Here is a 12,901-nt window from a genome sequence, read left to right as displayed (position 1 = left end):
GTTTTGAGGCTCTAGCTTTCAATTTTTGGTTTAAAGCGTTTTCTAAATTTTAAGATTAAAGCAGCACTGCGCACAACCATCCACATCGTAAAAGCAATCCATACCGCATAGAGTTTTAAATCAAAATAATCTGCGATAAATATAGCGGGTACAAAGCCAAAAAAAGTTGCAGCCATTAATACGTTGCGCAGGTATTTCATCTCACCCATACCTTTAAAAATTCCATCAAAAATAAAAGCAAGTGCATTTAACGGTTGCATCAGGATCACAATAAAAAAGATTGTGGTAAAACGAGCGATAACCTCAGGTTCTTTACTAAAAATCAAACCCAGCTGTTCATAGAAAATTGCAGCAATAAGCATTAATCCGCCAGAAATAATCAAACTGTATTTGGTGAGTTTTTTACTAAGATCCCAAAGGCTCTTATAATCTTTAGCTCCCAGAAAACGACCGGCCAGAATATTTCCTGCTGCGGCATAGCCATCTATAAAAAATGCTGAAAACAACCAGATATTTATTAAAATAGTTTGTGCTGCGATATATGAGGCACCATAGCCGGTAGCAAATGAGTTTGCCAGGTAAAGCGCGACATTAAGCGCAATGGTACGCACAAAAAGGTTAAGTGCCATACCTACGAGTCGCCAAAGTTCTGGGTGAACCGGAAGTTTTAATTTGAGACTCACCTTAGTTTTTGACAACACTAATATAAGTGATAGAATAGCCATAACTCCCTGCGCAATTAAACTTGCATAGGCAGCACCTTCAAGTTGCAATGCCGGGATGTAACCTTCAATACCATAAACAAGCGCAAAGTCAAGTAGTATATTTAAACCAGCTCCTATTAAAGCCACAACCATGGGCCAAAATGTATTTTGAAGCCCTCTAAAGATGCCAAATACCGCAAAAGTGAATAGTGTTAACGGAAAGCCCCAAACCCGAATAGAATAATATTGTACACAGTATTCTAATATGAGACCCGATGCATTATATAATGAAAAAATACCTTCTATAAACGGAAGAGTACTTACTAAAATAACAACGCTTAGTAGAATATTAAAATAGATTGCCTGTGCCGGCAATGTGCTAATCTCATCTATTTTATTTGCTCCATAATATTGTGCGATTATAGCCTGTAAGGCACTACGAGTCTGGCCTAAAACCCATATTAAAGCTGATAAGAATGAACCTACGATACCTACAGCAGCAAGTACTTCGGTGGCATTAATGGGTACGTTACCTACTACGGCAGCATCTGTAGCAGAAAGTATAGGCTCTGCTATACCCGCAAGAAGAGCCGGAATGGCAAGGCGGTTAATATTTTTAAAAGAGAGGGTATTTGTTTTTGACATAAAGCATAGCTTATTGAGAAAATACCACTTCTTAGTTGCAAAACTTAAAATACAAGTTCGTAGCAGTAAAACGGAAACTCGCTTTGCTTCGGAAAATAAATTTCCTGAAGCTTATGATAGCCGCGTTTTGTGTAAAATATATTGTTTCGGGGGTTTTTACTAAAGGTGTCTAGCCGTACTGAAACATACTTATTCTCTTTAGCAAAACCTTCAGCAAAATTCATAAGTTGCTGCGCAATGCCCTGACCTTGTGAATCAGGATGCACAGCGAGTCTATGAATATAGATAGAATCAGCGTCTCCGGGAGTAAGCCAGTTAACCTGCTCATAGATTTCATCTTTTAAAGCAGAAATCACAATGGTACCTGTTATTTTTTCGCCTTGAGCAAAAACAAAGAGCTCGTCACGTTTTATGTCTTCTTCAAAGGCCTGATGAGACGGGTAATGATCATTCCATTGATATATGTTGTTCTCAATCATAGCCATTGCACACGCACGGGTAAGATTAAGAATTGATTCTATTTCTGAGAGTTTTGCCTTGCGTATCATAGATAAGCGTTAATTTTGTTCAAAATTGAGATAAAGCTTGTAAAGATGAAAACTATTTTCCTTCCACTTGGTAATCAAACTCTTTCAAAAACCAATGTCAAGTATATTCTTGAACTGGCACGTGTGCTTAAAGCAACGCTTTATGTATCTAAATTGTACAAAGAGCCGGCGCGATCTGGGGGTTTACCTAAAACGCTTAACGTTTCTCAAATTACAGCTCAGGAAATAGAAGAGCAGTTGAGCGCTTTTAATACGGAAGGTATAAAAGTACGCGTAAAACCGCTTGAAGGAGATGACTGGGTAGAGGCCGTGGGGAAATTTCATCAGAAAACAAACCTTGATTTAATTGTGCTCACACCGAAACATCACAACGTAAATCAAGCAAACTTTTTAGGTAAAACTGCAGGTAGTTTGCTTAGAAATACTGAGACTGCCGTATTAGTCGTTCCAGTTGATTATGAGTATAAACCCATAAGTCGTATTCTTATGGCTGTAAAGTCTGGTATTGTTCACGATAAACGCACATTAGATCCTTTACGTACAATTAAAAAACGCTACAAGGCAGATGTTAGGCTTTTACAAATTAAGACTCCTAATTACTTACCAGAAGATTCTGAATTTGATGCAAACTTAGGCGAACTCGTCGACACTTATAAATCTACAGAGAATGCTACTGTTTTTCAGGGTTTGTTAGAGCATCTTAATGAAAATAAACCTGATATGATTTGTGTTTTTAAACGCAAACGTGGCTTTTTTGAAAAGCTTTGGGACGATGACTCTGTAAAAAAGGCCGACTTTGAAAGTCGGACACCACTACTGGTCTTAAAAGAGCAGCAGTAAGAATATTGTAAGCGCATTTATAGTATATTTGCGCCAGTAAATGGGGATGTAGCTCAGTTGGCTAGAGTGCTTGACTGGCAGTCAAGAGGTCGTGGGTTCGAATCCCATCTTCTCCACAGAAAACCCTGTTATCGCAATGATGACGGGGTTTTTGCTTATAATCGCGATGCAATCGTATTCTTGATGAGTATTAAAGTCACTAATTTTAAAAAATCTTTTTCCGCATTTAGAAGGGCTTTTATTTTTTCAGTAAGATCTATCAAATGCGGATGCTTAAACAATTTGTTTTCACTGATTTACTAAGATATTTTTCTGTTTTCTAAATGACCTTTTATAACATTAAAATGTAGAGCCTGCTGTATACCTGAAGTTTTTGCTTCTTTAAAATTAGATTCTTAAGGTGACAAGCTTGTCAATTCATTTTACGCTTTTCAGAAATTTCAGATAAATGTGCGCCCTTTTCATCATCAAACGTTTTGGTTTTTGGACTTCCTATTATTTGAGAAGCGTATACTCCCGAGTGTCCTGAAAATAGATAAGCGGTGCTACACGCTAAGGCTATAAAAACTCCAGATTCTATCCCAAATAACTCAATTCCCATAACAGTACAGGCGATAGGTGTGTTTGTAGCTCCTGCAAATACTGCTACAAATCCCATTCCTGCCAGCAAATCTATAGGCAACGGCACAAACCAAATTAGGGCATTACCCAAGGTTGCTCCTATATAAAATAAGGGTGTTACTTCGCCACCTTTAAAGCCTGCCCCGAGTGTGAATGATGTAAATAATATTTTAATTAAAAAGTCGTAAGAATTCATTGACATCGTAAATGAATCTACAATGGTAGGGATTCCTAAACCAATATATTTTGTTGTACCTAGGGCATATACCGCTATTGCAATTATTGCGCCGCCTACAAATGGTCTAAGCGGAGGATATTTTATATATCTTTTAAATAAAGCACTCCAAAAGTGTGTAGATTTTGAAAAAAGCATGCTTACAAGTCCAAAAATGATTCCGACTAGTAATGCCCATACTAAATTCTGGGGATTCATAACTGTGATAGAATCTATATGATACTGGGTGTGTGTGACATTCCATAGGGTACAAAAATAATCGGCAAGTACTGCCGCTAAAAAACTGGGAACAATAGCATCAAGACGTATTCTCCCCAATATAAGTACTTCTAAAGCAAATATTCCTCCAGCTAATGGAGTTCCAAAAACGGAAGCAAAACCGGCACTAATACCTGCAATAAGTAAAATTTTGCGATCACGGTTTGAGAGGTTAAAGATTTTTGTAAACTGGTCTGCAACTGCCCCTCCTATTTGTACCGCAGTACCTTCTCGTCCTGCAGAACCTCCAAACAAATGAGTTGCTAAAGTGCCAAAAAGAACCAAAGGCGCCATTTTAAATGGAATAATTTTTTTAGGGTTGTGAAACTCTTCAAGCAGTAAATTATTCCCTTTTACAACACTGTTTCCGAATAAATGGTAAGATAGGCCTACTATAAATCCGCCTAGAGGGAGTAAAGCAATAATCCATAGGTGAGACTCTCTATAATTTGTCACCCAATCGAGACTAATTAGAAAGAATGCCGATATGCTTCCTGCAATAGCACCTATTAGTGTACAGATAAAGAGCCATTTTAAAAGATAAAACAGGGCAGGAAGTTGCTCTATCGAAGAAAATGCGGATTTTAATTTTATTACATTCATACTGCCATGTATAACGATTCTGCATTAGCTGTAAGCGATTTTGAAGCAGAATGCATAGCTATTCACAAAGTCATAGAAGGTAAACCTTGCGGTTTATTTAAGCCGTAAATATACTAGAAATCGTATGCAATAGATCCGTTTAGTTCTTCGGAATGGAAATTTGGCAAATTTTAAACTTAATCGTTTTGATCAAAAAGCATTTTTATATGTGGCTTATTAATTTCGATAATAGTAAACACGCCAAGAATAATTCCTAAAATACCCGATAGACAATTGAGAATGGCAATTACAAGTACAAATGTATAATTGCAGGTTTGTCCTATATATTTTGCGGCCATTAAGGTTAGAATACCTACTATTAAACAAAGGATAAAACCAATGCCCATTATAATATTTAAGACGCTCATTACATCAATATTTGCATCAGGCATTGTCGTAGATTCATTAATAAATATATTTAAAAAGGCTAAATAACCCACAAAAAACAAAGCAGCTAATAAGCTTAAAACACCTTTAACTATGTACAGGACTCTAAAGGTGTTGAGGTTGTTTGATACTACTTGCATAATTGAATGATTTATCTATAGGTAGTTACTCGTAGGCTATTGTTACAATTACTTCTGTAAAAAGAGAAACCCCAACAGAATAAACTGTTGAGGTTTCTCAAATAATTAAATTGGGTGTTTTAAAAACTATTTTTGAGCTGCTTTCCAAAAATCGTTTTCAAAATTGATATCTGTGATGATTTTATCAGGATCAAGTTCAACTTTATTTACTGTTTTAGTAGTTTCTAATAAGTAGTTCCAGGTATTGCCACGTTGCCAGATTTCTACAGGAAGCGCTATTCGTTCTGTTGTATTGTCATCAAATGTAACTTCCATTTTTACAGGCATAGGTACTTCTCCTTTATTTGAAATACTAATGATATAATTACCTTCGTTCTGTTTTACGTTTTCAATTGCAATATCAATATTACCGGTGCCGTAGAACCATCCTTTCCAGAACCAGGCAAGATTTTCGCCGGCCACATTTTCTATATGGTTGAAAAAATCTTTAGGCTGGGGATGCTTGTACGCCCAGTGTTTTATATAAGATTTAAATGCATTATCAAATCGTTCTGGTCCTAAAATGTACTCACGCAACATAAATAAACCTTGTGCAGGTTTGTAATAAGCGGTCATACCTAAGTTTCTTAAGTTAGTAGCATCTGGGTAGGTATCTATACCCTCGCGGTTAGGACTGTTAAACCAGCCTACAGTATTGCGTACTTTACTAAGATTTGCAGGATACTCACCATTATTAAATTTTAAAGTACTGTAGTAGTTTATAAAGGTGTTGAAACCTTCATCCATCCACGCATAACGACGTTCGTTTGAGCCTACAATCATAGGAAACCAGTTGTGACCAAACTCGTGATCTGTAACTCCCCATAAGCTTTCGCCTTTAGATTTCCAGCTGCAAAAACTCAAACCGGGATATTCCATACCGCCTATTTCTGCGGCTACATTAACAGCAGTAGGGTATGGGTATTCAAACCACATGTTAGAATAGTTTTCAATCGCATTTTTTGTGTATTCGGTAGAGCGAGACCACGCATCCTGACCAGAACTTTCAATAGGATATACAGACTGTGCAACTGCTTTTTTACCGCCGGGTAAATTTATTTTAGCAGCATCCCAAATAAAGGCTTTTGAAGAGGCAAAGGCCACATCACGCGTGTTCTCCATTTTAAAATGCCAGGTTAATGTGCCGCTTTGTTTTGCACGCAATGACATATCATTGAGTTCTTCAGGATTTATAATGTAAACTGTTTTATCGCTATTTTTAGCTTGATCCATGCGATCACGCATTTTTGAAGACATTATGTCTTTTGCATTTTGCAATTCGCCTGAAGCCACTACGATATGATTATAAGGTGCTGTAATTTTAAAATCATAATCCCCATAATCCAGATAAAATTCACCCGCACCTAAATATGGCTCAATATTCCACCCCTCAATATCATCAAGTACTGCAGCTCTAGGAAACCATTGTGCTAAAGCAAAAATAGTCCCGTTTTTTGTATCAACCCGTCCCATACGGTCCATTCCGTCTTTAGGTATTTTGTATGTAAAATTCATTGATACCGTCGCTTCACCACCATTTGCAGGAATGGGCTCGTCAAAAAACACTTGCATGCGAGTATCTGTAATTATGTGTTTTGAAGAAGTGCTGCGCTTTACTTTAGCAGCGAGATTTGTTATGGTATACCCACCGTTTACATCACCATTATAGCGATTGCCGGAGATAGGAGTGGTAAGCGTACCTCTAGATGTTTCTGTAAAACGGTTTTGCTCCAGATGCATCCAGATAAAATCTAGATCTTGTGGGCTGTTGTTAGTATAAGTAAGGGTGACTTTTCCGCTAATAGATTGAGCCTGCTCGTTTAATGTAGCTTCAATAACATAATCGGTTTCATTTTGCCAATAATGTTCACCGGGCTGGCCGGTTGCAGTGCGAAATTCATTACCACTGTGCTCTAGAAACTCGCTAAAAAGAGGCTGGTTATTAATTTTGGTTTCTTGTGCCTGACTACCTGATATGGCACCAATAACTAAGGTTGCAAAAGCAATTTTTTTGCTTAAATAATTCATTTACTAAAAAGATTAGATTGAGCCTTAAATGTAAAAGTTCTATTCCTATTTCAGTAAAATATAATTGAACAAAAAATGTTAATCCTGAACAAATTTTATACCTGCTGTAATGATGTTTGAGCTCAATCCAGTATTGCGCTTGTAGTTGTAATACTTAAGATCTATACTTTTTAAACCAAATTGAAAGATGTGGAATTTTGTAAAGATATCTGTATAGTTTGCACCGAAGCCAAACTGATTTGCATCATACGCAGAGAGGTCAAAATCTGAGGTGTAAAACTCGTCTGTAGAAGCGTGTTGCTCATAACCTGCAAATTGATCTGCGGCGGTTTGCGTATAATACCTGTAAGATGGGTACAGCGTAAATTTATCTATGATTTTTATCGGAATTTCTAAACTTGCTGTGTGTGAAGTAATCCCCCAGTCATCTGCATAAAAACGGTAATAAGAGCGTAGCACCACTCTTGAATTTAAGTAATAATTTAATCTTCCGCCGGCGGCTATTTTTGATCGCGTATCAGGTAATCGCTCGATATCATCTGCAAGCTGAAAATCTTCAACCATAACATCTGGCTTATCGCTAAAATAAATACGTTGAAACGGGGTAGAAAGTAAACCACTTTGCTGAACTAAATCTAATGCTAGCGATGCCTGTAATTTTTTAGAAAGTATTTGAGAGAACCCAAAACCTACAGCATAAGAGTTTCTATTTGTATGGTCAAAAGGTATAAATTGCGGATTGTAATTTGCATCTCCGTAAACGCTTCCTGGGCGTAATTCAATAGGATAAATCGTTTTCCAGGAATCTAGGTAGATATTACCATTTACACTTAATTCTGTGTTTTTCTCATTAAATAACCAGGTGTAGCTTCCACCAAAACCTACTGAGAAGTAATCATATTCTGAAGAGACAGATGCTTTTGCTGTCCATATTTTATTGCGATCAGTACTGCTATGGCTGTAAATACCGTTTATGTTTGACCATAAATCACTACTAGAAGCGCCAGATGAAGCCTGAAAAGCATTTGCAGCGTTGCTACCATCAAACGGATTGATGTTACTGGAGGAAGCAGATGTGTATGCAGAAACCCCCGCATCTATAGTTAACACATCATCGTCGTTTAGCGGTATCGAAATTACAATCGTACCCGTAGCATCAGTAAGCTCTTCTGTGCCTATACCTCCCGTTACAGCAGCGTTAGCGCCATCCTGAGCATAATAGCTACTTAAAAAATCAACTTCAGTAGTTTCTAAAACTCTTTTTTTATATGCTTCCTGATTTTCTTCCTGTGCGTGTACTGCAGAGAATGAAAGTACTAATAAAGCCCCAAAACTTATTTTAAATAATTGCATATGCTTATATAAATACTCATTAATTACAACCGCAGCCACCACCGGTTTTACCTCCATTAGCGCCTACCGCCGCTTCTCTATAGGAATGAAAGGTAGAAACATTGCGATCTGCCGGCTTATCTGAAAGAACCATATCAGGATCATTTATTGCTACTTTCTCGTACTCTTTTACCGCAACACAACTGGTGAAGTACAAGCTAAGAGAGCTCAACAGAAGAATTTTTTTAATCATGATCTTTAATTTCTATATGGTCTGATTTATATATTTTACCGGTATCGTCAATTATAATACACTCAATATTAGGCAATTGATTAATCCTATTAAGTCCCACCTCAATCCCCATAACAAATACAGAAGTTGCTAATGCGTCTGCTAATTCAGCCTTTGGAGCAAACACAGTTGCACTTATAATTCCGGAAGCAGGATACCCTGTTCGCGGGTCTATAATGTGACTATATCTTGTATCATTAAAAGATACGAACTTTTCATAGTTGCCAGATGTTACAACAGCACTATTTATTAAAGGGAGTAACGCAAAAACCTTATTTTTATTCATAGGGTTTGTAATTGCAACTTTCCAGGTGCTTCCATCAGGTTGCTTTCCCCAGGTATTCATGTCTCCTGATGCATTTATAATACCTGCAGAAACACCTTTAGAAATCAATAGCGCTTTAGCTTTATCTGCAGCATAGCCTTTACCTATTGCACCAAAGCCAATTTTCATTCCTGCATCTGGCAAAAAAACGGTGTGAGAGGAAGCATCTAATTGAATTTTATTAAAACCTACGCGATCTACAGAAGCGGTTATCGTTGCTGCATCTGGCATTTGGGTCATGCTTCCATCAAACTTCCATATTTTATCCATTGAGGCGTAACTAATGTCAAAAGCGCCATCTGTAAGTTTAGAAATGGAAATTGCTCGTGTGATGAGGTCAAATAATTCTGCATCTACTGCAACGGCTTTAATACCGGCATTTTTATTTATTGCTGAAGTTTGAGAATTAGCATCCCATGAAGAAATTAGTTTTTCAATTCGTGTAATTTCGGCTATAGCCAGATTTATAAAAGCATCTGCCTTCTCCTGATTTTGAGCGACAACCGTTATATCAAAACGGCTTCCCATTAGCTTTAAAGTTCGCTTAAATGTTTGTTGTGCATTTAAGTTAAAACTTAAGAGCAGAATTAAAATAGGGAGTATGTGTTTCAAAATTTTACTTTGTGAAAGCCTCAAGCTTTTTAATGTAAGCCTCTGGAGTTGTCTTCTCATAACCGGCTTGTCCAAGTACTTTACCAGCATGATCTAAAACTACCACAAACGGAAAATACCCATTTTTGTTATAGGTTTCAGCAAGTTTATTGTTACGTGCTTGTTGATCTTCAGGTAATGCATTTTTAGTTTTTCTAGGAAAATCTGCTTGAAGCATTACAAAATGATCTTTAGCATATTTTTTAAATGCTTCTGTTGACCATACTTCTTTATCTAACTTAATGCACGGCGCACACCAGTCTGAGCCTTGAAAAACGAGTATAATAGGTTGATCTAGCTTAGTCGCTTCCTTTTTTGCTTCAGAAAAATTGGTTTTCCATTCCTGAGCATTTGTGCTAAACACGGTTAGCGTTGCGAATAGCGTGAAAAAAAGAAACTTTTTCATAGGGATTTTTATTTTTAATTGAATATTTAAAAGTAGTCCTAACTACCTCAATTTGTTAGTTAATTTCAAAAGCTATGCCGCGTTTGTTAGTGTAGATTTTTAAACCTCTTTTTCTACAAAAGCAGTGTTTATATCTAGTATTTCATTAATTAACTTAAGAAGATAACTTTCAAAAGTTTCCAGAAGCTCTGTGGTTACTGAAGCGTTTTGGTCTTTGTTAAGTTTTAAAAATCCGGCATTTAAGTTTTTAAATGAAATTATACCAGCTTCCGTGAATTCTGGCAGACCTTCACTTTTATAAAGCATCAAAGCATAACACAAAACCTGAAAAGCTTTAGACTGTTTGTCGTAATCTGTAATTAGATCTTCCCATTCTTTAATTACAAGATGGTATTTGTCTACTTTACCTGTTTTATAATCAAGAATGCGCAAAACATTGTTTACCCGGTCTATTCGGTCAACCGTGCCTTTAAGTACAATGCCTTCCCAAATAGGCACACTGTATTTTGATTCAAGGGCTTTTATTATGATTTCATTTCCATCATTGATATCACGCTGCTCTTGCATTAAAAAATTACGAACAAATTGTTTAGCGACATTAAAAATAATCAGGTTTTTACCAGTATCTATATGGACTGCATTATACCAGATGTCAAATTGTTTGCGCACTTCTTTATCTACTGAAGACATCATTTTTTTTAAAATATCTGCAGTAAGTATCGTATTTATATAGGGCTCATAAAGTTTTTCTAGCGTTTCATGAACAACGGTTCCTAATGTGTTGTGCGCAATAATATCTTCTACTTCATCTAATTCTTGTATTCCTAAAACGTATTTATAATAAAAATCTACAGGATTTCTTATATAGGTGGTTAATGCAGAAGGGGAAAGGCCAGATTGCGCATGTTTTTTAATAGCTTCTATTATCTGAGGCGTTTTCTCAATATGCTTGAGTTTTTTTGGTTTTAAACTTACAGAAGCACTTGCGGTTTGTTCGCTGTAGGTATACTTAACCTCTGGGTCTGTAGCAAGCTGAAGTAGAAATCTGCTTTTTTCACCACTATTTAAACCGCCTGCTTCATTATTGAATAAAAGGTTTATTTTTTCTGAACGCTGAAGCAATCTAAAGAAGTGATATGCATAAATGGCATCTTTCTCTCTGTAAGTGGGCAGTTTATATTCAATTTTTAAATCAAAAGGAATAAAACTATTTTGACTCTTACCAGAAGGAAATGTCCCTTCATTGAGCGATGTAATGATTATATTTTTAAAATCAAGTACCCGAGATTCAAGAACTCCCATTATTTGAAGTCCAGAATAAGGATCACCCCTAAAATCGAGCGTCTCTTTACTTAAAAGCTCTCTATAAAACTGTTTAAGGGTTTTTATATCTCCCAGATACGTGTAGCTGTCGTTAAGATTTTTAAGTTGCGTAAAGAGCTCTAAAAAGGCGTGTAAAAATTCTAATTGCAACCAGTTTTTCTGCGGAAGCAAAATTTCTTTCAACAACTGGATTGTTCCTAAGATTGAAGTAAGTGCGTTCTCGCTATTATTGAGCCACGGATTGAAAATTAATTTTAAAGCCGCTGAATGCACTGCATCATTTTCTAATCGGAGCGGATTTATATAAACCAGGTTTTTTTGAGTGATTTCTTTTTTAATCTTTAGTCGTGCGTCACCTAAGAGTAGAATGGCATATTGCTGATCGAGTATAGAAAGGACATCTTTATAATAATACCCGCTTTCCTGTCTGTTGAGTTGTAACTGAAACCAATTTTCAAAAAATGCAGCCTGGGCAACTTGTTGTAAGGGTAACCCCATGGTTACATTGAGAGCTAAAACATTTGATGGCAATGAGTTTAAAAGAGGAAGCAAAAGTGCTTCGTCTCCTAATATCACGGCGGTATTTTCTAGTTCTTCCTGAGAGAGTTTTGAAAGTAGCTGGCCAGTATATTTAATCTGTCCTATATTTTGAGAGATCCCGGTTGCACATATGGTTTTTTCTGAATTATAATAGGAGACCTTTTGAGGAATTATAGAATTTGTAGCATTTAATTCTTTCCAGTTTTTGAGGTATCCTTTTATAAAAGTGCTGGCAACGTGATTCTCATCCTTTAAAAAGTAAGGATCTATATCCCAGTAAATTTTTGTGGTAGATCGTTCTAAGAATTTTTTTATAATGGTTTGTTCTGCAGAGTTAAGTGCGTTAAAACCGCAAAAAAAATAATTCTGAGTATTCTCTTTTAGGTAACTGTCAATAGTTTCTACCGCTTTTCTATAAAGCATTCCCTGATAACCGAGACCAAGATTCTCTAAGTGTGTTTTATAGTTGTTATAATACAGTTCAATAGATTTCCAGAATATGAGATAATTTGAGACTAGAGTAGAAGTTGTATCTATTGACCAGTGATTGAGTTCTTTAATTGCACTTAGGTAGTCAAAAAATGATTTTGTAGAAATGAGGTATCGGTCTATTTCATTAAAATCTCCCAATAAGGTTTGTCCCCAACCTAAAAAGTTTAAAAAGGGTTCGGGTTCGCCTTGATTAAATTGTTTTCTATAAATGTGATAGAGCTCTACTTGAAGTTGAGTTTGAGAAGCAGGTACGAGCCCTGAGATATCTTCTACAAGTTCTTCTATGCTCAAAGTTTTTGGTAAAAAGCATATCTCGTCTTTGAGCTTCTTTTTTAAATTTTTAGTAAAAAAACTTCCTGCTCTTTTAGATGGAAGTACAATCACTGTTTGAGAAAGGGGTATTTCTGAATTTAACAGGTCTTGTATAATCTCGTCGATGAATGTTGTCATATG

11 protein-coding genes and 1 tRNA gene are annotated in these 12,901 nt (G+C 36.3%); 2 read left to right on the top strand and 10 right to left on the bottom strand.

What is annotated here, in order from left to right; genetic code table 11:
- Positions 1 to 11: 11 nt before the first annotated feature.
- Positions 12 to 1,349, bottom strand: a complete 1,338-nt coding sequence (locus P164_RS14375; RefSeq protein ID WP_028377032.1) for an MATE family efflux transporter — start codon at positions 1,347 to 1,349, stop codon at positions 12 to 14.
- Positions 1,350 to 1,393: 44 nt separating this feature from the next.
- The gene (locus P164_RS14370; RefSeq protein ID WP_028377031.1) at positions 1,394 to 1,897 is read right to left on the bottom strand and encodes a GNAT family N-acetyltransferase; all 504 of its coding nucleotides are present in this window, start codon (positions 1,895 to 1,897) and stop codon (positions 1,394 to 1,396) included.
- Positions 1,898 to 1,942: 45 nt separating this feature from the next.
- Here P164_RS14370 and P164_RS14365 point away from each other — a divergent pair, with 45 nt between their 5' ends.
- Together P164_RS14365 and P164_RS14360 are read left to right on the top strand one after the other, a co-directional pair.
- Complete coding sequence (locus tag P164_RS14365) at positions 1,943 to 2,737, top strand: universal stress protein (RefSeq protein ID WP_028377030.1); 795 nt, start codon at positions 1,943 to 1,945, stop codon at positions 2,735 to 2,737.
- 42 nt (positions 2,738 to 2,779) lie between these two features.
- Positions 2,780 to 2,853 (top strand) — tRNA-Ala (locus tag P164_RS14360).
- Positions 2,854 to 3,149: 296 nt separating this feature from the next.
- Here P164_RS14360 and P164_RS14355 read toward each other — a convergent pair.
- From P164_RS14355 to P164_RS14320, 8 genes are all read right to left on the bottom strand, one after another.
- On the bottom strand, positions 3,150 to 4,454 hold the full coding sequence (locus P164_RS14355) for a voltage-gated chloride channel family protein (RefSeq protein ID WP_028377029.1): 1,305 nt from the start codon (positions 4,452 to 4,454) through the stop codon (positions 3,150 to 3,152).
- A gap of 176 nt (positions 4,455 to 4,630) precedes the next feature.
- Entirely contained in the window at positions 4,631 to 5,020 is a 390-nt protein-coding gene (locus P164_RS14350) for a hypothetical protein (protein WP_028377028.1), read from the bottom strand.
- 126 nt (positions 5,021 to 5,146) lie between these two features.
- On the bottom strand, positions 5,147 to 7,087 hold the full coding sequence (locus P164_RS14345) for a M1 family metallopeptidase (RefSeq protein WP_028377027.1): 1,941 nt from the start codon (positions 7,085 to 7,087) through the stop codon (positions 5,147 to 5,149).
- Positions 7,088 to 7,165: 78 nt separating this feature from the next.
- On the bottom strand, positions 7,166 to 8,440 hold the full coding sequence (locus P164_RS14340; protein WP_028377026.1) for a DUF3570 domain-containing protein: 1,275 nt from the start codon (positions 8,438 to 8,440) through the stop codon (positions 7,166 to 7,168).
- Between the two features lie 19 nt (positions 8,441 to 8,459).
- Positions 8,460 to 8,672: a DUF4266 domain-containing protein gene (locus P164_RS14335; RefSeq protein ID WP_028377025.1), complete on the bottom strand. Its 213-nt coding sequence runs from the start codon at positions 8,670 to 8,672 to the stop codon at positions 8,460 to 8,462.
- Positions 8,665 to 9,648, bottom strand: coding sequence for an FAD:protein FMN transferase (locus P164_RS14330; protein ID WP_028377024.1), 984 nt, complete (start codon positions 9,646 to 9,648; stop codon positions 8,665 to 8,667). Before P164_RS14330 ends, P164_RS14335 begins: the two co-directional genes overlap by 8 nt.
- 4 nt (positions 9,649 to 9,652) lie before the next feature.
- Entirely contained in the window at positions 9,653 to 10,093 is a 441-nt protein-coding gene (locus P164_RS14325) for a thioredoxin family protein (RefSeq protein ID WP_028377023.1), read from the bottom strand.
- A gap of 99 nt (positions 10,094 to 10,192) precedes the next feature.
- A complete protein-coding gene (locus P164_RS14320; RefSeq protein WP_028377022.1) occupies positions 10,193 to 12,898 on the bottom strand; it encodes a PD-(D/E)XK nuclease family protein in 2,706 nt (901 codons plus the stop codon).
- Positions 12,899 to 12,901: the final 3 nt, after the last annotated feature.

The organism is Leeuwenhoekiella sp. MAR_2009_132 (assembly GCF_000687915.1).
Taxonomy (GTDB): Bacteria; Bacteroidota; Bacteroidia; order Flavobacteriales; family Flavobacteriaceae; genus Leeuwenhoekiella.
This window is presented reverse-complemented; position numbering and strand designations above follow the sequence as displayed.